This is a genomic window from Myceligenerans halotolerans (assembly GCF_054782975.1).
Genome location: NZ_BAAGRL010000034.1, coordinates 15,803 through 37,940 on the forward strand (window position 1 = coordinate 15,803; position 22,138 = coordinate 37,940).

General features: G+C 70.7%; 13 protein-coding genes. 2 read left to right on the forward strand and 11 right to left on the reverse strand.

Annotated elements, in window-relative coordinates; all coding sequences use genetic code 11:
- Nucleotides 1-9 precede the first annotated feature (9 nt).
- The 5 genes from ACYVK5_RS20295 to ACYVK5_RS20315 all read right to left on the reverse strand — a co-directional run bounded on the left by ACYVK5_RS20295 (nt 10) and on the right by ACYVK5_RS20315 (nt 10,431).
- Nucleotides 10-5,340, reverse strand: coding sequence for a ThuA domain-containing protein (locus tag ACYVK5_RS20295; protein WP_460707798.1), 5,331 nt, complete (start codon nt 5,338-5,340; stop codon nt 10-12).
- Nucleotides 5,341-5,475: 135 nt separating this feature from the next.
- Nucleotides 5,476-6,654 carry a Gfo/Idh/MocA family protein gene (locus ACYVK5_RS20300; RefSeq protein ID WP_460707799.1) on the reverse strand — a complete coding sequence of 393 codons (1,179 nt, stop codon included), beginning with the start codon at nt 6,652-6,654 and terminating at the stop codon, nt 5,476-5,478.
- Between the two features lie 103 nt (nt 6,655-6,757).
- Nucleotides 6,758-7,816 (reverse strand): substrate-binding domain-containing protein, encoded by a 1,059-nt coding sequence (locus ACYVK5_RS20305; protein ID WP_460707800.1) that lies wholly within the window; start codon nt 7,814-7,816, stop codon nt 6,758-6,760.
- 75 nt (nt 7,817-7,891) lie between these two features.
- Complete coding sequence (locus ACYVK5_RS20310) at nt 7,892-8,881, reverse strand: ABC transporter permease (protein ID WP_460707925.1); 990 nt, start codon at nt 8,879-8,881, stop codon at nt 7,892-7,894.
- Between the two features lie 29 nt (nt 8,882-8,910).
- Entirely contained in the window at nt 8,911-10,431 is a 1,521-nt protein-coding gene (locus ACYVK5_RS20315) for a sugar ABC transporter ATP-binding protein (RefSeq protein WP_460707801.1), read from the reverse strand.
- 131 nt (nt 10,432-10,562) lie between these two features.
- On the opposite strand from ACYVK5_RS20315, the gene ACYVK5_RS20320 reads away from it, so the two are divergent.
- Both ACYVK5_RS20320 and ACYVK5_RS20325 read left to right on the forward strand, forming a co-directional pair.
- Entirely contained in the window at nt 10,563-11,759 is a 1,197-nt protein-coding gene (locus tag ACYVK5_RS20320; RefSeq protein WP_460707926.1) for an ROK family protein, read from the forward strand.
- The gene (locus ACYVK5_RS20325; RefSeq protein WP_460707802.1) at nt 11,756-12,427 is read left to right on the forward strand and encodes a ThuA domain-containing protein; all 672 of its coding nucleotides are present in this window, start codon (nt 11,756-11,758) and stop codon (nt 12,425-12,427) included. The genes ACYVK5_RS20320 and ACYVK5_RS20325 overlap by 4 nt, the downstream gene beginning before the upstream one ends.
- A 75-nt stretch (nt 12,428-12,502) precedes the next feature.
- Here ACYVK5_RS20325 and ACYVK5_RS20330 read toward each other — a convergent pair whose 3' ends face one another.
- The 6 genes from ACYVK5_RS20330 to ACYVK5_RS20355 form a co-directional block, all read right to left on the reverse strand.
- Complete coding sequence (locus ACYVK5_RS20330) at nt 12,503-15,553, reverse strand: family 16 glycoside hydrolase (RefSeq protein WP_460707803.1); 3,051 nt, start codon at nt 15,551-15,553, stop codon at nt 12,503-12,505.
- A gap of 76 nt (nt 15,554-15,629) precedes the next feature.
- A complete protein-coding gene (gene ligA, locus ACYVK5_RS20335) occupies nt 15,630-18,038 on the reverse strand; it encodes an NAD-dependent DNA ligase LigA (protein WP_460707927.1) in 2,409 nt (802 codons plus the stop codon).
- A 183-nt stretch (nt 18,039-18,221) separates the two neighbouring features.
- Nucleotides 18,222-19,733: a flavin-containing monooxygenase gene (locus tag ACYVK5_RS20340; RefSeq protein ID WP_460707804.1), complete on the reverse strand. Its 1,512-nt coding sequence runs from the start codon at nt 19,731-19,733 to the stop codon at nt 18,222-18,224.
- A 137-nt stretch (nt 19,734-19,870) separates the two neighbouring features.
- Nucleotides 19,871-21,127 (reverse strand): cytochrome P450 family protein, encoded by a 1,257-nt coding sequence (locus tag ACYVK5_RS20345; RefSeq protein WP_460707805.1) that lies wholly within the window; start codon nt 21,125-21,127, stop codon nt 19,871-19,873.
- Nucleotides 21,128-21,152: 25 nt separating this feature from the next.
- The gene (locus ACYVK5_RS20350) at nt 21,153-21,737 is read right to left on the reverse strand and encodes a GTP-binding protein (protein ID WP_460707806.1); all 585 of its coding nucleotides are present in this window, start codon (nt 21,735-21,737) and stop codon (nt 21,153-21,155) included.
- A gap of 19 nt (nt 21,738-21,756) precedes the next feature.
- Nucleotides 21,757-22,113 (reverse strand): DUF742 domain-containing protein, encoded by a 357-nt coding sequence (locus ACYVK5_RS20355; RefSeq protein WP_123813445.1) that lies wholly within the window; start codon nt 22,111-22,113, stop codon nt 21,757-21,759.
- Between the last annotated feature and the right edge of the window lie 25 nt (nt 22,114-22,138).

Here is a 22,138-nt window from a genome sequence, read left to right on the forward strand (position 1 = left end):
CCAGGTCTGTCAGTTGCACCTCTCCTCGACGGTGACGACGATGCGTGCCTTGCCGGACGGGAGGAGTTCCCAGTCCCCGGTCACGGTCAGGTCGGTGCGGCGGGCCGGCACGGCGATCACCCGGTAGTCGCCCGCGGCGAGGTTGTCCAGGTCACGCGCCTTGCCGCGCACGGAGCCGTCGACCCACCGGTGCACCTTGTACTTGCGGACCCCAGGAAGCTCGACCGGGTCGATCGACCCACCGGCGCCGCAGGTCGCCGGCCGCACGACGACGTCCGGCGTGTTCGGGTCCGGGCAGTCGGGCTCCAGGGTGACCGTCGTCTGGAGACGGCCGTGGAAGATCTGCGTCCACCCGTCAGCCGGGACCAGTTCGTAGCCGTCGGCGGGCCAGGCCCGCACGACGTAGTCCCCCGGCGGCAGGTCCGACCCGTCGCCGATGTAGGTGCCGATGTCGTCCGCGGCCCACACGACGTAGCGATGCACGCCGTCGGTGGGCACGCCGCTGACGTCGCCGGTGCCCACGACGGTCGAGCCGTCGTCACCGAACGAGCAGGTCGGCTGGGTGAGTTCGACGGCGGGCGTCGCCTCGAGGACCTCGGGTTCGGTGCCGGCCACCCGGAAGTGGTCGAACGACGCCGTGGCGACCGACTGCTGGGGGCCGCCGAGTGCGAACAGACCCACCCGGGCGTCCTGCAGTCCGTCGTGCGTCACCGGCTCGGCGAGGGCCGTCCAGTCCTCACCGTCCGCGCTGTACTCACCGGTGAAGGTGGACCCTGCCTTCGTCAGGCGCAGGTGCCACACACGCGACTCGAGGCCGTTGGCGCCCGGCTGCGGGTCCTGGATCACGGCGTCGACCTCGCTACGGAGCTCGATGCGCTGTGTGACGGCGCTGCCCGGCGCGTTGTCGGTCACGATGTCGAGCTTGACGTAGTTGTCGTCGTCCCCGTACGCGATGAGACCGCCCTGCTGGTACTGCTGGTCGAAGTCCGACCCGTCCACCAGGGTCTCGACGGTCCAGTCGTCGTCCGGGAGGTCCTGCACGACGATGTTCGGCGTGTCGGTGTTGCTGCCGGTGTAGATGTCCGTGGCCGTCGTGTCGATCTCCAGCGCGCCACCGGTCACCCGGTACCCCGCCGGATCCTCGCGCACGACGTCCCAGCGGCAGCCGTCGAGGGCGTCCCCGTCGAACTCGTCGGAGGGCCCGGGGGGCTCGGCCGTGTCGTCCGGCGTGAGGTGGAACCAGTCGAACTCCGCGTCCACGACCTCCGCGGCCGAACCGGTGCCCGCGAGCGCGACGAGCCCGATCTGCGGGTCGTCGATGCCGGTGAGCGACTTGGTCTGCGGCATGGCCGTGAAGTCCACGCCGTCCGACGAGTACGACGCCGTCAGGTCCTCGCCGTCGCTGCTGGCCAGCCGCACGTACACCGTGTCCGGGTACGTCCCGCCGAGGGCCCCGGTGTTGGAGTCCCCGACCTCGTTCGGTGCGCCGTCCTCCTCACGGACGTACTGGAAGATGCGCGTGGCCGGGTCGGCAGGTGCCGAACGCCCCTGGATCACGATCTTCGCGTAGTTGTCCGCGTCGCCGTAGATCAGCAGGCCGGCCTGCTGGTACTGCGCGTGGGCCGGGATCGTGACCTTGGCCGTCGCGGTGAACGGGCCGTCGGGGAGATCCTGCAGGACCAGGTTCGGCACGGTGACGTTGTTCGTCCCGTAGAAGTCGGACACGCTCGCCGGGATCGTGAGGATCCCGTCGGCGACCCGCAGGTCCTGGTTCTGGTCGAGCACCGTCCAGCGGTCCGGGTCGAGCTCGGCACCGAGGAAGTCGTCCGACCGGCCCGACAGGCAGGGAGTCGGCTCGGAGCCGGTCCCCGTGACCTCGACCATGACGTACTCGACGGCGTAGGCGCCGCCCTCGTCGGTGACGCGCACCTGCAGCCGGTAGGTGCCCGGCTGGTCGTAGGTGTGCTCGAGCGTGGGCGTGCCACCCTCGACGAACCCGTCGCCGAGTCCGACGTCCCAGGCGTAGGAGAGCTCGCCGGACCCGTCCGGATCGGTGGCGTCGGCGGTCGCGGTCACGGTCAGCGGGGCGTCGCCCGAGACCGGGTCGACCGTCAGCGTGACGTCCGGTCGTTCGTTGTCGGTGACCCCGCGGCCGTCGATCTCCATCCAGTTGACGTTGATCCCGCCGGAGAGCAGGACGAAGTGCAGCGAGCCCGAGCCGGACGGCACGTCGGTCAGCTCGGTGCCGACGTCGACGTACTGCTGCCAGTCGCCGGTGTCCGGCACGGTGATGCGGCCGATCTCCGGACCGTCCGGCGCGTCCCAGCGCAGGGAGACCTCACCACCGCCGGCCGCCGAGGCGGCGCGCAGCGAGATCGCGTCGACGCCTGCCAGGCTCACCGGTTCGTGAGCCCAGTAGTCACCGGGCTCGATGAAGCCGATGTTCTGGCCGCCACCGGCGCTGTCGCCCGTCTCCTCGATCTCGACGCCCGGGTCGCCGGCTCCGTCACCGATGCCGTCGACCCGGCCCGTGCCGGTGAAGAACTCCGACTGGACCAGCTTGGGCTGCAGGACCTGCAGGTCCGTGGCCGTCAGCGGCTCGCCGGCCGCTCCGCCGTCGTCGGTGTAGAACGCCTCGATCACCCAGAAGATGTTCGACTCGATGCCGTGGCCCTCGTCGCGGGCGGTCTGGAGGACACCCTCACAACCGGTCAGCTCGTCGAACGGGTGGGCATGGGAGTCGTGCCCGAGCGAGGTGAACAGGGAGACGTTCTCGCACGTGACCTCGCCGTCGGGATCGTCGACATCGATCTCGTAGCGCACCTGGTCGCCCCACTCGAAGAAGCCGCCGTTCTCCGGGAAGGTGATCGACACCTCCGGGGCGATGTTGCCGACCACGATCGTCACGTTCGCCACGCCGGTCAGCCCGGCGGAGTCGGTCGCGACGAGCTGGGCGGTGTAGCGGCCGTTCTCGGTGTAGGTGTGGGTCGGGTTCGCCTCGGTGCTCGGCGCGGAACCGTCCCCGAAGGTCCACTGGAGCGAGATCGGTTCCCCGGCGGGGTGCCGGGTACCTTCCGAGGAGAACTGCACCGTCAGCGGGGCCAGGCCGTCGGTCACGTCGGCGGTGGCCCGTGCGATGGGTGCCGGGTCGCCCTCGACGTAGTTGACCTTGTACACGCCCGAGCTGTCGTTGTTGCCGCCGAACCCGGAGCCCCAGTCCACGACGTACAGCGCGCCGTCGGGCCCGAAGTCGAAGTCCATCGGCCGGTCGAAGCCGGCGTCCGGATCGAAGATCCCCGGCAGGACCCGGTTGATGTCCACAAGATCGTCGCGCTGCTCGCCGGTGAGCTGGAAGGAGTACATCCGCCCCTGGTTCCACTCCCCGAACAGCGCCTTGCCGTCCCAGTAGGCCGGCCACTTGACGTCGGACTCCAGCTCCGGGTCGTAGGAGTAGACCGGGCCGCCCATCGGCGCGCCACCGCCGCCGATCTCCGGGAACAACGGGTTCTCCGCGTACCCGTACCAGACCTCGGCCTCCACGGCCGGCGGCAGCTGGGTGAGGCCGGTGTTGTTCGGCGAGTCGTTCACCGGCCCGCCGGTGCAGTCGAACGCCGCGCCGGACTGCCCCGTGGCGAAGTCGTAGTCGTGGTATGCGCTGTTCGCGCCCGTGCAGTACGGCCAGCCGTAGAAGCCGGGCTCGCTCACGACGTTCCACTCGACGGTGCCGGCGGGGCCCCGGTCCGGGTCCGCCGAACCGGCGTCCGGACCGTAGTCGGCGACGAGCACGTTCCCGTTGGCGGGATCGACGCCGATCCGGAACGGGTTGCGGAAGCCCATCGCGTAGATCTCGGGCAGGGTGTCCGCCGTGCCCGGGGCGAACATGTTGCCCTCGGGAACCGTGTACGAGCCGTCGTCCTGCGGCGTGATCCGCAGGATCTTGCCGCGCAGGTCGTTGCTGTTCGCCGCCGTGCGCTGCGAGTCGTAGTTCTCCCGCCCGTCCCGCTCGTCCAGCGGCGAATACCCCTGGGACTCGAACGGGTTCGTGTTGTCGCCGGTGACCACGTACAGGTTGCCGTCGCCGTCGAAGACCATGTCACCGCCCGCGTGGCAGCACGTCTGGCGCTGCGTCGGGATGATCAGCACGGTCTCCTCGGTGGCCGGGTCGATCGTGCCGGAGCCCGCGTCGTAGTCGAAGCGCGAGACCCGGTTGTGCGGGCCGTCGTCACCGACGTCCTCCGGGGACCAGAACAGGTAGACCCACCCGTTGGCCGCGAAGTCCGGATCGAGCACGATGCCGGTCAGTCCGTCCTCGTTCGACTGGGTGACCGAGAGCGTCATCGCCGTCTCGGTGGTCTGCGACTCCGGGTCGATCAGCTGCACCCGGCCGTCCCGCTCGACGTAGAAGACGGTGCCGTCGTCGGCCACGTCCAGCATCATCGGGTTCGCGGTGTCCTCGTCGAGCGGCACCATCTCGTAGCTGTCGGTCTGCGTCGCGGAGCAGTCGGAGACGACGACGCCGGCCGCGGTCTGCAGGCCGCCCAGGAGGTGCTCGAGGAACTCCGGCTCACTGAACGAGGCGTCGGTGTGCCCGCCGCCCGTGTACCAGGACCGGCCTCCGTCGAAGGCCTGGCACCAGGCGATCGGGTGCTCGGCACCCATCGCGCCCGTCCCGGCGTCGTAGGAGGACTCGTCCAGGGAGGCGAGGACGTGCACCTCGTCGCGCGGGTTCGTGCGGTAGTTGTACCACTCGTCGTAGCGCTCCCACCGCTGCGGCAGGTGCTCGGTGGACGCGTGCTCGTGGTCCTCGACCTTGACCGTGGCGTCCTGGTTCTGCGGGTGGGAGTTGAAGTAGGCCCCCACCAGCTCCCCGTACCACGGCCACTCGTACTCCGTGTCGGAGGCCGCGTGGATGCCGGCGTAGCCGCCGCCACCCTGGATGTAACGCTCGAAAGCAGCCTGCTGCCCGGCGTCCAGGACGTCACCGGTCGTCGAGAGCCAGGCGACGACGTCGTAGTTCGCCAGGTTCTCGTCGGTGAACGCCGCAGCGTCCTCGGTGGTGTCCACGGTGAAGCCGTTGTCGGCACCGAGCTGTTCGATGGCGGCGATCCCCGCGGGGATCGAACCGTGCCGAAATCCCGCCGTCTTGGAGAAGACGAGCACGTTGAACGGGTCGGCCTCGGCCGGGGCCGCGGCGAGCGGTGCGGCCAGTGGTGCGGCCTCCACGGCCGCCTGTGCCGACGTCGCGCCGGCCAGCGTCACGGGAGTGGCAACCGCGAGTGCGATGGCGACGGCTGCCAGCCGTCTCCCCGCACGCGGTGCTCCCCAGAGCAGATTTCTCACCAAGAACTCCTTCGTCGTCGAACGGTCTTGTTGTGCGCTCCGGGGCTCCGAGCCGTCGGCCCTGACGGCGTCGTCACCGGTCGTGCTACCGGCCTCGGACGTCCGCCGAGGCTCCGCTCCTCCTCTCCTCGCCCGTCAGGGCAGCTCCACCCAGCCGCTGCCCTGCCGCGAGCTGCGCTCCACCGCGTCGAGCACCCGCTGGACCGCCAGGCCGTCGGCGAACGACGGCCGGGGCTGGCGCCCGGCCGCCAGATCTCCCACCAGGTCCACGACCTGATGGGTGAACCCGTGCTCGTAGCCGAGCCCGTGACCAGGTGGCCACCAGGCTCCGGTGTAGGGGTGGTCCGGCTCGGTCACCACGATGCGGCGGAAGCCCGCCGTGCGTGAGTCCTCGCCGTCGTCGAAGAAGTGCAGGACGTTCATGTCCTCGAAGTCGAAGGCCAGCGAACCGCGCGTGCCGTTGATCTCGATGCGGATGGCGTTCTTGCGGCCCGTGGCGAACCGCGTCGCCTCGAAGCTCGCCAGGCCCCCGCCGGACAGCCGCCCGAAGAACAACGCGGCGTCGTCCACCGTGACCGGGCCCGTGCCCTCGCCGGCCTGACCGGACAGGCCGGCGGACGACGCCGCGACGGGGCGCTCGCCGACGAAGGTCTCGAGCAGCCCGCTGACGCCGGCGACGGACTCGCCGGTGATGAACTGGGCCAGGTCGACCACGTGTGCGCCGATGTCGCCCAGCGCGCCCGACCCGGCCTTCTCCTTGTCCAGCCGCCACGACAGCGGCGCCGACGGATCGGTCAGCCAGTCCTGCAGGTACTGCGCCCGCACGTGGCGCACCTCGCCGATGCGGCCGTCGGCCACCAGCTGCCGGGCGAGCTGCATCGCCGGCACCCGGCGGTAGGTGAAACCGACCATGGCCCGCACCCCCCGCTCGGCCGCCCGCTCGGCGGCCGCGGTCATCTGCTCGGCCTCGGCGACAGTGTTGGCCAGCGGCTTCTCGCAGAGCACGTGCTTGCCGGCGTCCAGGGCGGCGATGGCGATCTCGGCGTGCGTGTTGCCGGGCGTGCAGACGTCGACCAGGTCGACGTCGTCCCGCTCCAGCAGCGTGCGCCAGTCGGTCGTCGAGTCCTGCCAGCCGAGCCGGTCGGCGGCGGCGCGGACACCCTCGGTGGAGCGTCCGGCGACGACGCGCATCTCGACCCTCAGCGGAAGATCGAAGAAGCGGGGGGCGGTGCGCCAAGCCTGGGAATGAGCGGCGCCCATGAACGAGTAGCCGACCATGCCGACGCCGAGCCGCGTCCGGAGCGCGTCACCCATGAGTGTGGTCCTTCCTTCGTCGGGTTCCGGCCGTCGTCGCGTGGCGGCCGGGAGGGCGGCGGCGAGGCGGGGCGCCTCGCCGCCGTGAGGTGGCGTCCGGTCCTCAGGAGCGGAAGCCGATCTCCAGGTACTGGTCGACGTTGTCGGCCGTGACGACGGGGGCGTAGAGCTGGATGGTGCGCGGCGCCCCCGCGGAGTTCAGGTCGGACATGTTCTTGTCCTGGGCGATCAGCCTGGCCAGCTTGATGCCGTCGGCCGCCTGGGTGGACGGGTAGATGACGGTGGCGCGCAGGACGGAGTCGCCGGCCTGGATGTGCTCCATCACGTCGAGGGAGCCGGCGCCGCCGACCATGAAGAACTCGTCGCGGCCGGCGTTCTCGATGGCCGCCAGGACGCCGACGCCCTGGTCGTCGTCGTGGTTCCAGATGGCGTCGATCTCCGGCTCCGCCTGGAGCAGGTTGGAGGTCGCGGTCTCGCCGCCCTGGATGGTGAAGTCGGCGGCCACCTGGGTGGAGACCGACAGGCCGCAGTCGTCGAGGGCGTCGGCGAAGCCCTCGGACCGGTCCTGCGTCAGCGGCAGGTTGGCGATGCCCTGGATCTCCGCGACGACGGCGTCGGGCTGGTCCCCGAGCTCCTCGCAGATGTAGGTGCCGGCCGAGACACCCATCCCGTAGTTGTCACCGAGGATGGTGGCCCGGGACGCGAACGGGCTGGACAGCTCGCGGTCGACGTTGATGACGGGGATGCCGGCCTCCATCGCGTCGAGGGCGACCTCGGTCAGGGAGTCGCCGTCGAACGGCAGCAGCACGATGGCGTCGACGCCGTCGTTGATGAACTGCTCGATGTGGCTGATCTGCATGTTGACGTCGTTGGTGGCCTCGGCCTGGCGCAGCTCGACGTCCTCGTACTGCTCGGCGGTGTCCAGCGCCGACCGGGTGATGGCACCCATCCAGCCGTGGTCGGCGGCGGGGGCGGAGAAACCGATCACGACGTTCTCGCCGGGCTCGTCGTTGGCGGTGCCGCCGGAGCCGTCCTGCTGGCTCATCGAGTCGTTGTCCTCCTCGGGCGGTTCGTTGCTGACGCAACCGGCGACCAGGAGGGCGGAGGCGGCCAGGGCGGTGGGGATGCCGAGCATCCGGCGGAGGTTCTTTCTGGCGGACATGAGATCTTCCTCGATTCGGTCCGATACCGGGGGGTGGGGTGAGGTTCCTGGAGAGATGAGCCTGGGAGGGCCTGGTCAGGTCGATCTCGACCTGTTGGCGAAACGCTGCTGCAGGAGCACGGCGGCCACGATGATGGCGCCCTTGGCGACGAGCTGCGCCGAGGTGGACATGTTGTTGATCGTGAACACGTTGGTCAGCACGGTGAAGATGAGGACACCGACGACGGTGCCGACGATCGTGCCCCGGCCGCCGATGAGCAGGGTGCCGCCGACGACGACGGCGGCGATGGCCTCGAGCTCCCAGAGCATGCCGTGGGTGGAGGTGCCGGCCGTGGTGCGGCCGAGCATCATCGCGCCGGCGATCCCCGCGGTCAGGCCGGCCAGACCGTAGATGTACAGCGTGTGGCGCTGCACCTTGATGCCGGCGAGGCGCGACGCCTCCGCGTTGCCGCCGATCGCGACGGTCCGCCGGCCGAACGTGGTCCGGTTGAGCAGGAACCAGCCGGCCACGGCGACGGCCGCGAAGATCCACACGAGGATCGGCACGCCGAGCGGCTCCGTGCGGAAGAACTCGATGAAGTCGTCGCTCTGGACGCGCTGGGTCTGCCGGTTGGAGATCATCTCGGCCAGACCGCGGGCGCTGGCGAGCATCGCCAGCGTGGCGATGAACGGGACGACACGTCCGTAGGCGATGATCGCGCCGTTGACGAGGCCCGCGGCCGTACCGACGACCATGGCCGTGGAGACCATCACCACCCAGTGGGTGTCCTCGGCCATGGCCTGTGTCGCCAGTGTGGTGGCCCAGACGGTGGTCAGCCCCATGACGGAGCCGACCGAGAGATCGATGCCGCCGGAGGTGATGACGAACGTCATCCCGATCGCGAGGACGCCGATGACGGCGGCGAGCCGCAGGACGGTCATGAGGTTGTCGATGCTGGCGAACCGTTCACCGCCGGTGATGACACCCACCACGCAGATCAGCGCCAGGGCCAGCACGAGCCCCAGGTTGCGACCGGCGGCGCCGGAGAACATCGAACGGAATCGTGCCCTGCTCTCGGTCTCCATGTCGGCCGGCGGGGCGGCCGTGGGTTCGGTCACGCGCTTGTTCCTTCCATGACGAGGTCGAGCACCTGGTGCTCGTCGAGCTCCTGCGCGGGCGCGCTGCGCACGACCCGTCCGTCGGACACGACCAGGACCTGGTCGGCCAGCCCCAGCACCTCGGGGATCTCGCTCGAGACCACGAGGACGGCGGCCCCAGCGTCGGCCAGGCGGCGGATCAGTGCGTAGATCTCCGACCGCGCCCCGACGTCGACGCCGCGCGTGGGCTCGTCGAGCAGCAGCACGTCGCATCCGTGCACGAGCCAGCGGGCGAGCATCGCCTTCTGCTGGTTGCCGCCCGACAGGGTGCGGATCTCGCGGTCGACGTCGGGGGGACGCAGGTCGAGGGCGGCGGCCTGCTCCCGCGAGGCCTTCTTCTCCGCGGGCTCGTCGAGCCATCCGGCCCGCGCCATGCGGGCGAAGGTGGACAGGGTGACGTTGCGGTAGACAGGTTCGTGGAGTATCAGGCCCTGGCTCTTGCGCTCCTCCGGGGCGAGTCCGATGCCGGCGGAGACCGCCGCGGCGACGGAGCCGCGACGGAGGGCTCGGCCGTCGAGCGTGATCCTCCCCGCCGTGGCGCGGTGTGCGCCGTAGATCGTCTCGAGGATCTCCGAACGGCCCGAGCCGACGAGCCCCGCCAGACCGACGATCTCGCCGGCGCGGACCGTCAGGGAGACGTCCTGGAAGGTGTCCGCGAGGCCCAGCCCGTCCACCTGGAGCCGCACCGGGGCACCCTGCGGCACACCGGGCCGTTCCGGGAACGCATACTCGACGTTCTTGCCGGTCATCAGCCGGATCAGCTCGTCGGTGCCGGTCGAGGCGACCGGGAGGTTCCGGCCCACGGTCACGCCGTCCTTGAGGACGGTGATGCGGTCGCCGATCCGGCGGATCTCCTCGAGGCGGTGGGAGATATAGATGATCGCGATGCCCTGTCCGGTGAGTTCGTCCACCACCCGGAAAAGGTTGTCGACCTCGCCGGAGTCGAGGACCGCGGACGGCTCGTCCATGACGATCACCCGGGCGTCGCGCGACAGGGCGCGCGCCATCGAGACGATCTGCTTACCGGCCGCCGACAGTGCGCCGACCTCCTGGTGGGGCCCGATCTCCGAGTGTCCGAGCCGTTCCATGAGGCGGCGCGTGCGGCCGGAGGCCTCGCGCCGCTGGGTGAAGCCCGCCGACGCGAGCTCGTGGCCGAGGTAGATGTTCTCGGCCACGGTGAGGCCGTCGACGACGTCGAGTTCCTGGTACATCGTCGCGATGCCGTGCTCGAGGGCCGCGACGGGGTGCGGGATCCGGATCTCCGCGCCGTCCAGGCGGATCGTGCCGGTGGTGGGCTGGTGCGCCCCGGCGAGGACCTTGATGAGGGTCGACTTGCCGGCCCCGTTCTGGCCCAGGAGGCAGTGCACCTCACCGGGTGCGACGTCGAGATCGACGCCGTCGAGTGCCCTGGCGCCGGGGAAATGCTTGACGATGCCCTGCATCTGCAGCAGCGGTGCGGCGGGGTCTCCAGTGACCATACGCCGACCCTAGGGGCGACTTCTGCGCACTGTCAATCATAAGTTCGGGTACTTTAGGACTGTTACCTCCCCGTGATCGGGATCCGCAGGCGGCAAAGTCGCAATGAAAGGTGGCATGGTTCACTGTGCTCATGGAAGGGCTGGCGAAGTTCCCGCCGCGACCGACGGGAGCGGGCGAGATGTTCCAACTGTTCAGGAACGGTGCGCCACGAACGCGCGCCTCGCTCGTGGCCGAGACCGGACAGTCACGGTCGACCGTCGCCGCGCGTATCGACGCGCTGCGGTCCATCGGGCTGCTGGCCCCGGCCGGCGAGGCCTCCAGCACCGGCGGCCGACCACCGTCGACGTTCGCGTTCAACCCCCGGTCGCGGATCGCACTGGGTGTCGACCTGGGCGCCACTCACGCGCGTCTCGCCGTCACCGACCTCGCGGGCGAGCCGATCACGCACCTCGACGAGCCGCTGGCCATCGCCGAGGGCCCCGACCGCGTGCTGACGTGGGTGGCCGAGGCCGGCAGCAAGCTCGTCACCCAGGCAGGACGTCGCATGGACGAACTCGCCGGTGTCGGCATCGGACTGCCCGGACCGGTCGACCACAGCACGGGCCGGCCCGTCAATCCCCCGATCATGCCCGGCTGGGGCGGTGCCGACGTCCCGGCCGAACTGTACGCACGGCTCGGGGCACCCGTGATGGTGGACAACGACGTGAACATCATGGCGCTCGGCGAGCACCGCACGATGGCCCCTGACGTCGACGATCTGCTGTTCGTCAAGGTGGCGACCGGCATCGGCGCCGGCGTCATCATGGACGGGTATCTGCGCCGGGGAGCGCAGGGAGCCGCCGGCGACCTCGGACACGTCACCGTGCCCGGCGCCGGCGACATCCCCTGCCGGTGCGGCAACAGCGGGTGCCTCGAGGCCGTCGCCGGCGGCGGGGCCATCGCGACCCGGCTGCGCGACGCGGGCGCCGCGGTCGGCACCACCCAGGACATCGTCGAACTCGTCCGGTCCGGCAACGTCGCCGCCGGACAGGCGGTCCGCCAGGCCGGCCGCGACATCGGCAGCGTGCTGGCCACGTCCGTCAGTCTGCTGAACCCCGCGCGCATCGTCGTCGGCGGCATCCTCGCCGACGCCGGCGAGCATCTCATGGCGGGCATCCGCGAGGTCGTCTACCAGCGCTCGCTCCCGTTGGCCACGCGGGACCTGCGGATCACGCCCTCGGAGGCGGGTGCCCAGGCCGGCGTCGTCGGGGCGGCGACACTTGTCATCGAGCAGTACCTCGCGCCATCGTCGGTCGACACACTCATCGCTGCCAAGGAGGACTCGTGACCACGCGTACCGCACTCGTCGTCCGGGGAGGTTGGGACGGACACGACCCGGTGGAGACCACCGATCTGTTCGTCCCGTTCCTCCAGAAGGCCGACTTCGAGGTCATCGTCGAGGATTCCCTCGAGATCTACGCCGACGAAGAGGTCATGGCCCGGACTGATCTCGTCGTCCAGTCGTGGACGATGGGCGACATCCTCGTCGAGGAGATGCACGGGCTGCGGGTGGCGGTCGAGAACGGCACCGGCCTCGCCGGCTGGCACGGCGGGATCCTCGACGCCTTCCGCAACGCCACCGACTTCCAGCACATCGTCGGCGGTCAGTTCGTCGCCCACCCCGGCGACTTCGTCGACCACGAGATCGCGGTCCGGCCCGAACGTGCCGACCACCCCGTCGTCGAGGGCGTGCCGTCACCGATCCCGCTGCACACCGAGCAGTACTGGGTACAGCACGATCCGGCGTGCGACGTCCTCATGACCACCACGCACCACCCGCGCCCGGACATGCCGTGGCACGAGCCCGTCACGGTGCCGGTGACCTGGACACGCCAGTGGGGGAAGGGACGCGTCTTCGCCTGCACCGTCGGCCACTCGATAGCGGAGCTCAAGCATCCCTCGATCCGCCGGATCATCACTCGCGGGCTGCTCTGGGCGGCGCGGCCCGCGCAGTAGGGGGCCCACGCACCAGCGGCCGGGACGCGACGGCGCCCGGGACGCGTCGTCCCGGGCGCCACCACTCCTGCGGGGTCAGCCCGCGTCCGACAGGTCCTTCACCCTCACGTCCCGGTAGTAGATCGTCTCCCCGCCACCATGGTTCTGGAGGCCGATGTATCCCCGGGAGAGGTCACGCGCGGGATCGGTGCTGACGAAGTCGTTCACCAGCACGCCGTTGAGGAACACCTTGATGGTCTCGCCCACCACGCGGATCTCGTAGGAGTTCCACGACCCCGGCGGGTTCAGCGCCCGCTCGACGGCGTCCGGGTCGGCGCCCTGGAACGTGTAGATGGCCCCGGTGGTGCGGTCCTGCTCGTCGCTGGCATCGATCTGGATCTCGTAGCCCTCGTTCACCGCGACCCACGGGTCGTTCCCCGGGTCGGGGAAGCCGACGAAGACGCCGCCGTTGTCGTCCGTCACCAGCTTCCAGTCGAGCTTGAGGCTGTACTGCCCCAGCTCCCGGCCGGTGTACCAGAGCAGGCCCAGACCGCCCGTGCTGCGGATCGAGCAGTCGCTCTGGCGGCCGAACGAGCCGGCACCCGCCAGCCGCCACTCGTCCAGCGACTCCAGGGTGCCGTCGAACAACGGCTCGTAGCCCCGCGCGGACCGCTCCGGCCGGCAGATGTCCGGGCTGCCGCGGCCGACCTTGAGCACGTCGAGGTTGACGTTGCCGTCGTCCCCCTCGTCGTAGCGCAGCGTGATGGTGTTGACGCCCCGGTCCAGCCGGAGCTGCCGGGTGACCGTCTCCCAGGTCTTCCAGTCGCCCGTGGGCTCCAGCGCCCACGGCTCGACCTCCTCGCCGTTGACGAGTACGGACACGGTCTTGGTGCCGTCGAAGGGGTTGGGCCCGTTCGAGTACCGCAGGCTCACCGGCTGGACGCCCGGGCGGCGGCTCTCGACGGTGAAGGTCGCCGAGGCGCCCACCTCGCCGAACCCGTCGACGAACCCGGAGCCCGAGTAGCCGGAGTGCTCGGTGTCGACGCCTGCCGAGCCCCGCAGCGTCGCCTCCTCCGCCTCGTGGTAGCCGCGCTCGGCGGGTGACCGGTAGCCCGGGATCGCGTTGAGCGTGTACCAGGCCTCCGTGTTCCACAGCTCGCGGCCGGCGTGGTCCGAGAACGGGCGCGGGCTGCGCAGGTGCACCACGCGGCCCGGTTCGAGCCCGTCCACGGCGAGGTGGACGCGCGTGCGGTCCCTGGACACCTTGGCCCGTGAGACGAACAGCGGCCGCTCGTCGACCTTCGGTCCGCCGTACGTACGCGTGGGCACGTACCGCCAGTGGTCCATCCGGAAGGCGGCGTTGGGATCCTCGGCGATCTTCGCCACCGTCTCGCGGGACAGCGGCTGCGTGTACTCGACCACGAACCCCTTCCTGGTGGCCCGCATCTCGGTCATGTCGAAGGCGTTCTCGCCGTTCGGCATGAGCTTCTGCAGGCCGTAGCGCAGCTTGCCCGGCTCGCTCCAGTTCCCGCCCTCGCCGATCCCGCCGACGTACAGCGCCCCGTCGGGCCCGACGACGGTCCGGTTGACGCCCGCCTCCAGGCCGGCGGAGTGGCGGAACACCGCGCCCTGGTACTCGCCGTCGACCTTCTCGAGGAAGCCGCGCTGCAGGCCGCCGTAGGTGACGTCGCCGAACACGAGCTGGCCCGCGTACGGGCCCTCCTCGAGCCGTACCGGTGAGCTCGGCGAGTTGCCGATCTCGTTCTGCGGCACCCACAGCGCCGGGGCGCTCACCGGCTGCTCGTCGAAGGGGCCCGCCGGGTTGGTGAAGTGGTTGAAGAACTTGTCCTGCTCGATGTGGACCAGCTTGGAGCTGGGCAGCCAGGCGCCCTGGTTGTCCATCACGAACAGCTCGCCGTCCGGTCCCTCGACCATGCCGTTGGGCGTCCGCAGGCCGCCGGCCACGTACTCGACGTCGCCGGTCTCCCGGTCGATCCGGATCGCGGTGCCGCGGTTCTGCGCCGGCTGCGGATCGGTGGTGGCGCCGCCGTTGTCGATGGCGACCGACAGGTTGACGTAGAAGTAGTCCTCGTCGTGCAGCAGGCCGAAGGCGAACTCGTGGAAGTTCTCGCCGAACGGCCACTCGGCCACCGTGCGGTGCTCGTCGTAGAAGCCGTCCCCGTCCGGGTCCGTCAGTTCCGTCAGGGCGTCGCGCTCGGAGACGTAGATCGAGTCCCCGATCACCGCCACGCCCATCGGGTTGAACAGATCCGTGGCGACCTTCTCGACCGTGACCTGGTCCCGTGAGGTCTCGCCGGTCACGTTGTCCAGGAGGAACACCTCGCCCGGCTCGGGGTCCTCGACCCAGCCGGCCGGACTGACCGACCCGGACGTGACCACGACGAGGCGGTCGTCGCGGGTCCAGTCGAGCGCCGCGACCATCGGCTCGAACCCCTCCGGGCGCAGGTCGGTGAGCGTGTAACCGGCGTGGACCGAGTCGAGGCGCATGCCGTCGCCCGCCGTGTCGTCCTGCCCCTCGCAGTACTTGGTGCCCGGCGCCGTCACGCGCACCACGCCGGCCTCCGTGCTCAGCACGGTCGAGGGCACGACCTCGTAGTCGGCGGCCCCCGGCGGGCGCCACTCCAGCTTGAGGACGTTGTCCCCGGTGTTCTCGAAGTACTCCACCCGCAGGTCGTGGTACCCGGCGGTGAGGGCCGCGGAGCCCTCGACCGACTCGGCGCCGTGCAGGCCGTCGTTGTCGACGACAACGCTGTCGTCGATGGCCAGGCGCGACCCGTCGTCGCTGGTGAGCCGGAACTCGTAGGTGCCGTCGGACGGGACCGACAGGTTGGCCAGCGCGTGGGCGATGAAGCGGTCGCCCAGGCCGAAGTCCGCATCCGTCGAGTAGTCGATGGTCGGCTTGAGCTGGTCGACGTTCGGCGTCTGGCCCGAGCGGAGCGTGCACAGCTCGCTGATCTCTCGCGCCAGGTCGTAGGTTCTCAGGGTGACGCCCGGCTCCTGCGGCGGCAGGTCGTCGGCCGCCGCGGCGACAGGGACGGTCCCCGCCAGCACGGCACCTGTCGTTGCTACGGCGGCCGCGAGCGCGACCGCCTGTCTCGTACGGGTAGTGGATCCTCGCGAGCGCATGCGCCCTCCTCGGTCGACTTTGACCTTGCGAGGATGAACTTACGAGGACTTATGTCGATCGTCAAGCAGAAGCTGTCTAATCGCCGACATTACTCGGAGGCAAGGCCGACGGGCCGCCCTCCAGGAGCGTCCTGAAGCCGTCCTCGTCGAGAATCGGCAGCCCGAGCTCCTCGGCCTTCGCCGCCTTCGATCCGGCGCTCTCCCCCACCACCACGTAGTCCGTCTTCTTCGAGACGGACCCGGCCGACTTGCCGCCCGCGGCGATGACCGCCTCCTTGGCGCCGTCACGCGTGAAGTCGACCAGGGACCCGGTCACCACGACGGTCAGGCCGGCCAGCGGGCCTTGCGGCTCGCTGCCCTCGGCGGCCTTCGCGGCCATCGCCTCCGGGCCGGGATGGTCCGGCGTGGCGAACCGGACGCCCGCCGCCCGCCACGCCTCGACGATCTCCACGTGCCACGGGACGTCGAACCAGGCGAGCACCTCGTCGGCGATGACCGGGCCGACGCCGTCGACCGCGGCGAGGTCCTCACGCGAGGCGGCGCGAATCGCGTCCAGCGAGCCGAACCAGTCCGCGAGGGCGCGGGCGGCGACCGGGCCGACGTGCCGGATGTTGAGCGAGACGAGCTGTCGCCACAGGTCCTTGGTCCGGGCCAGTGCGAGCTCGTCCAGGAGCTTCGTCGCCTGCGCGGACGGCTCCACCAGCTCGTGGTCCTTGCGGATGCCCTGGCGGCGGCGTTCGGCCGGGTCCATGTCCTCGGTGCCCGGGGGGTAGACCTTCGACGTCTTCTGGAAGGGCTTGCGCACTCGCGCCACGCCGTCGTCGTCCACCTTGGGCTCGCCGGTCTCGGCGTCGCGGACGACGACCTCGATGGGGACCAGGTCGTCGAGGGTGAGGGAGAACAGTCCCGCCTCGGTGCGCAGCGGCGGCGTCGCAGGGACCCGCGGCTGCGTGAGGGCGGCCGCGGTGACCTCGCCGAGCGCCTCGATGTCGAGGCCGCCCCGGGAGCCGATGTGCTCGACGCGTCCGCGCACCTGCGCGGGGCAGGATTCGGCGTTGGGGCAGCGCAGGTCGACGTCGGCCTCCTTCATGGGGCGCAGCGGTGTGCCGCACTCGGGGCACTCGGCGGGCATGACGAAGTCGCGGCGCGGGTGGCCGTCGTCCGCGAGCGCGGCGACGGGGCCGAGGACCTCGGGGATGACGTCGCCCGCCTTGCGCAGCACGACGACGTCGCCGATGCGCACGCCCTTGGCCGCGACGACGTCCTGGTTGTGCAGGGTGGCCTGGCGGACGGTCGAGCCGGCCACCGTCACGGGCTCCATCACCGCGTACGGGGTGGCCCTGCCGGTACGGCCGACGCCGATCCGGATGTCCAGGAGGCGGGTGTTGACCTCCTCGGGCGGGTACTTGTAGGCGATGGCCCAGCGGGGGGCGCGGCTGGTGGCGCCGAGGCTGCGCTGCTGCTCGCGGCTGTCCACCTTGACGACGATGCCGTCCAGCTCGTGCTCGATGTCGTGCCGGTGCTCGGCGAAGTAGGTGATCATCTCGCGCACCCCGGCCAGTCCGTCGACCACCCGGTTGTGCGGGGACACCGGGATGCCCCACTGCTCGAAGAGGGCGTAGGCGTCGGACTGCCTGGCGAGCTCCGCGTGCTCCCCCGTGGTCCACTGCAGCGCGCCGACGCCGTGGGCGTACATGCGCAGGCCCTCCAGGCGGGCGAGCCCCGCCTCCAGGTTGAGCCCCTCCTTCTGGTCCAGGAGCTGCCGCAGGCCGCCGGCCGCGGCGTTGCGCGGGTTCGCGAACTGGGGGAACCGGCGCAACGCGGCGAGGCGAGCCTTCTCCTCGTCGAACGGCTTGCCTCCGGCATGGCCCGGCGCGCGGTCCCGTGCCTCCTGCACGACCCGTTCGCGGAGCTGCTCCTGCAGCTCGTTGAGCCGGGCGAACGTGGCCACGGGGATGAAGACCTCGCCGCGCACCTCGACGAGGTCGGGATGCCCGTCGCCCTCGAGCCGCTGCGGTATGCCGGCGATGCGCAGGACGTTCCGCGTGACGTCCTCGCCCTCACGGCCGTCGCCGCGGGTCACGCCGCGGACGAGCCTGCCCTGCTCGTAGACCAGAGAGATGGCGAGCCCGTCGATCTTGACCTCGCACAGGTAGCTCGGCACGACGTCCTCGGCCAGGCCGAGGTCGCGGTGGACCCTGGCCGCCCACTCGGCGAGCTCGTCGGTGCTGAAGGCGTTGTCCAGCGACAGCATCCGCTCGACGTGCCGGACGGTGGCGAACCCGGCGGCGGCCGCGCCGCCGACGGTCTGCGTGGGCGAGTCGGGCGTGACCAGCGAGGGGAACTCGGCCTCGAGGGCCTTGAGTTCGCGCATCCAGCCGTCGTACTCGGCGTCGGACACCTCGGGGGCATCGCGCGCGAAGTACGCCTCGCGCGCCGCCTCGACGAGCTGGGCGAGCTCCGCCCAGCGGCGCCGCGCGGCCACCTGCTCGCCGGCGGCGCCGCCGGTGTCCGACGAGGTGTCGGCGGGAGCGTCCTTGAGGACGACGGACTGGGGTTCGATGTTGCGCTCGGTCACGGGTCCATCATGGCCCGGCTGTCTGACATCGACGACGCGAGGAGTTCCTCGCGGCACGGCCCGGCACCGGGAGGAGCGCCGCCCGCCCGATCAGGCGTCGACGGTGACCGCGTGGTGCGCGATCTTCTCCTTGAGCTGCGGCAGCAGGGCCGCGTACGCGCTCGGGTCCAGGGGCAGCAGCCACTGCTTGACCTTCTGGCCGCGGGAGACGTCGATGCCGATGTCGGCGAGCGTCTCGTCGATGTTGTGCATCGAGAACGGGATGACGTTGGTGCCGCGCGCGTGCTTGCCGCTGGTGCGCTCCTTCATCCAGCGCACCCGCTCGGTGACCGCGACGCGCCGCTCCTCGAGCGGCGGCAGGTCGAGGATGCCGGCCAGGTAGGCGCCGATCCAGAGCGCGCCCACCTCGGCCGACAGCGGGCTGAAGAGCGACGAGTTGTACCCGGCGAACGTCAGGTTGGGCACGTCGTGCGGGAGGATCTGGTGCCAGAACTCGAAGTTGCCGTCGTCGTCCTGGAGGCTCCTGGCGATGGCGTCGTCCAGGAACGGGATCCGCTGGTGGAACCCGGTGCCGCACACGACGACGTCGGCCCGCACGCTTTCGCCGTCGCTGAGCTCGGCGACCGGGTGTCCCTCGTCGCCGACCACGAACCGGGAGATCTCGGTGTCGCGGTGGACCGTGATGGTTCCGGCGGCGATCTGCTCGTAGAACCCGTCGGTCGACAGGGAGATGGTGCTGCTGGCGATGTCGGAGAACGCGCCGTGCGGCACGAGGCCGAGTTTCTTCAGCCCCAGCTGGGCCGACACGAACGCGCCCAGGGAGTCGACCATCCCCTGCCGGACCGGGTTGCCGGCGCCGTGCAGGAACCGCTCCATGCCGGTCTCCTGCGTCTGGTACCGGAACAGGTTCTCACCCAGCCGGTTGAGCAGGAGGTACTTCATGTTGAGCGCGCCGCCGATCTTCTTCGGCATCTTCCACAGCAGGTGCCGGGCGACGACGGTGGTGCTGGCGGCGACCTCGCCGATCTCGGCGGCGACGTCGCACGCGGACTTGCCGTAGCCGACGACGACGACGTGCTTGCCGCGCACCGACTCGACGTCGTTCAGCTGGCTGGACGCGATGAGTCGCCCGCCCGCGCGCACGAGGTCGGGGTAGCCCTGGTAGCGGGGCAGGACGGGGTCGGAGAAGATGCCGTTGGCGACGACGAGGTGGTCGAAGCGCTCCGGTGCGCGCAGCGGCGCCCCTGACGGGCGCGCGGTCACCAGCCAGCCGTCCTTCTCAGGGGTGGGCTCGGCGCGTACCACCTCGGTCGACAGCCGCAGGGTCGGCTTGAGGTCGAAGGTACGCACGTACTGCTCGAGATAGGCCTGGACCTGCGTCCCCGTGGGCCACTCCGGGTACTCCTTGGGCATCGGCAGATCCGAGAAGGCGTACGAGTCGCGGTTGTTCTGCGTCCGCAGGCCCGTGTAGCGGCGGGTCACGCTCCACACGCCGCCGACGTCGGGCGCCTTCTCGTAGATCGTGAGCTCGTGCCCCAGTTCCTTGAGCACCTTGGCGGTGGCGAGCCCCGCGAATCCGGCTCCGACGACGGCAATCCTCACAGTTTCCCCTGCTCCTTCGTCCGGAAGAAATCTTCATTGCGACAATCCGGTCGAATGCTAGCGCCATACCCCCCGTCAGGAACAGGGGGTATGCGGGAAATGTTCTGCTCGTGCAGATCCTCGCCGGTCCCCGCCGGTCACCAGCGGCTCGCCTGGAGCGGCTCGATGAACCGCACGGGGAGGGCCGCCGGGTACCGCGTCCAGAGGGAGCGCGCCATCCGGATGTCCTCCGGGGCCACGTCGAGCCGCATCTGCGGGATCCGGTGGACCACCGCGGAGATCGCCGTGCGCCCGATGATGGACGCCACCCGCTGCGCCGGACAGCTGTGCGGCCCCACGCCCCAGGTCAGGTGGTACCGGCCACCGGCGTCGGACAGGGGGTCGTCGATGGACAGGGCCGGGTCCGCGTTCGCGGCGGCGATCGCGGGGATCAGCGCGTCCCCGGCCGCCACGACGCGGCCACCGAGCTCGCAGTCCTGGCGCGCGAAGCGCGGCAGGACGTTCACCACCGGCGGGCGGATCCGCGACGCCTCGTCCACGGCGCCCGTCACGTCCAGCCGCCCCCCGTACAGCCGCGCGGCGAACCGGTCGTCGGTCAGCAGCATGTGCAGGGCACCGGCCACCCAGGCGACCTCGGCGTCGTGCGCGATGACGAACATCTCGGCGAGGGTGGTCATCACCTCGACGTCGTTGTCCATCGCGGAGTGCTCGATCACCGCCGTGGTCAGGTCCTCGCCCGGCTCGAGCCGGTGGGCGGCCACGTGCTCCATCATGATCTGCATGGTCTCCTCCGACGCGGCGATGGCCGCGTCGGTGGCCGCGTAGATGTCGCGGGTCAGCAGGCTCATGCGCTGCGCGTCGGCGTGGCTCAGGCCCAGCAGCTCGCCGAGCACGTGCACGCACAGCGGCACCGTGAAATCCCGGATCAGGTCGGCGTCGCCCCGGCCGGCCAGTCCGTCGAGGATCGCGTCGCACGCCACCTCCACGGACACGCGCAGTCGTGTCTCGTCGATCGTCGTGAACGCGTCGTCGATCGGCGCCCGCAGCCGGCGGTGCCGCGGCCCGTCCACGTAGTAGGCGTTCTCGCGCGGCGCCATCACCGCGAGCAGGCCCGACGGGAGCGCACGCCGCCGCACGTACGTCCAGTTGCGCGGGTCGCGCGAGAACATGATCTCGCTGCGCAGCATCGACGCCGCTTCCTCGTAGCCCAGCACGAGCCAGGCCGGAACGCCGGGAACGATGTCCACGGGAGCGAGGGGTCCCCACTTCTCGCGCAGGCGCTCGTAGTCGGAGTACGGGTCCAGCACGTCGCGCTCGCCGAGCAGGACCGGCCGGTACGGCACGTTCTCCAGCCTGGTCCGGTCGGGGCCCACGTTCAGTCGCCTGGGTTGCATGTGGGACCTCTGAGGGCCGCCCGCGTCACGCGGGCGCTTTCTGGAAGGCCGGGAAGGTCAGGGCGTGCTCGACCAGCTGGATCAGCGCCGCGGCCGACGACGTCTTGTTGCGCGCGTCGCACCGCACGATCGGCGTCGTGGGCAGCAGGTCGAGCGCGGCACGGATCCGCTCCACCGGGTACTGCGGCGAGTCGGGGAACTGGTTGATCACCACGGCGAACGGCATCTTGGTGCGCAGCTCGAGCTGGTCGAGGACCTCGAACGAGGCCTCGATGCTGCGGGTGTCCACCATGACCAGGGCGCCCACGGCACCGTCGGCCAGTCCCGCCCACAGGTCCCAGAAGCGCCGCTGTCCGGGCGTGCCGAACATGTACAGCGCGATCTCCTCGGACACGGTGAGCCGGCCGAAGTCCAGGGCGACGGTCGTCGTCTGCTTCTCGGGCAGGTTCGGGTCGACGCCCACGCTGGCCGTGGTGATCTGCTCCTCGGTGCGGAGCGGCTCGATCTCGCTCACGGAGTCGATCAGGGTGGTCTTGCCCACCCCGAACGCGCCCACCACGAGCACCTTCACCGAGCGCGCCACCGAAGGCGCGAGATGCTGTCCTGGCATCGCGGATCCGGATGTCGGTTCAGATGTTGCGGAGTCCATCGAGCACCTTCTCCAGGATGTCCCGTTCAGGCAGGACGTGCGCCTGGTGGTTGGAACGGATCGTGAGGTGGCCGGAGTCGACCAGGTCCGAGACCAGCACCGCGACCAGGCTGACCGGCAGGGCCAGGTAGGCGGCGACCTCGGCGAGTGCGAGCGTTCCCCGGCAGAGGCGCACCAGGTCACGCTGCTGTCGGGTCGCGGTCGTCGGCGCGGGTCGGCCGTCGACGGCGACCAGCAGCGTCTCCGGGCGCAGGGTGTTGCGGGTCGGGTGTGCGCGCCCGGACGTCAGGACATACGAACGGACCGGATGGTCCCGGTACTCGTCCCCCTGTGACATAGAGCTACCGCCTCTCCTCGATGAG

Bases quoted from the DNA above. Each gene is read 5' to 3' on its own strand.
- ACYVK5_RS20300 (WP_460707799.1), bottom strand. From the start codon at position 6,654: ATGGGTGACGCGCTCCGGACGCGGCTCGGCGTCGGCATGGTCGGCTAC.
- ACYVK5_RS20305 (WP_460707800.1), bottom strand. From the start codon at position 7,816: ATGTCCGCCAGAAAGAACCTCCGCCGGATGCTCGGCATCCCCACCGCC.
- ACYVK5_RS20310 (WP_460707925.1), bottom strand. From the start codon at position 8,881: ATGGAGACCGAGAGCAGGGCACGATTCCGTTCGATGTTCTCCGGCGCC.
- ACYVK5_RS20315 (WP_460707801.1), bottom strand. From the start codon at position 10,431: ATGGTCACTGGAGACCCCGCCGCACCGCTGCTGCAGATGCAGGGCATC.
- ACYVK5_RS20320 (WP_460707926.1), top strand. From the start codon at position 10,563: ATGGAAGGGCTGGCGAAGTTCCCGCCGCGACCGACGGGAGCGGGCGAG.
- ACYVK5_RS20330 (WP_460707803.1), bottom strand. From the start codon at position 15,553: ATGCGCTCGCGAGGATCCACTACCCGTACGAGACAGGCGGTCGCGCTC.
- ACYVK5_RS20345 (WP_460707805.1), bottom strand. From the start codon at position 21,127: ATGCAACCCAGGCGACTGAACGTGGGCCCCGACCGGACCAGGCTGGAG.
- ACYVK5_RS20350 (WP_460707806.1), bottom strand. From the start codon at position 21,737: ATGCCAGGACAGCATCTCGCGCCTTCGGTGGCGCGCTCGGTGAAGGTG.
- ACYVK5_RS20355 (WP_123813445.1), bottom strand. From the start codon at position 22,113: ATGTCACAGGGGGACGAGTACCGGGACCATCCGGTCCGTTCGTATGTC.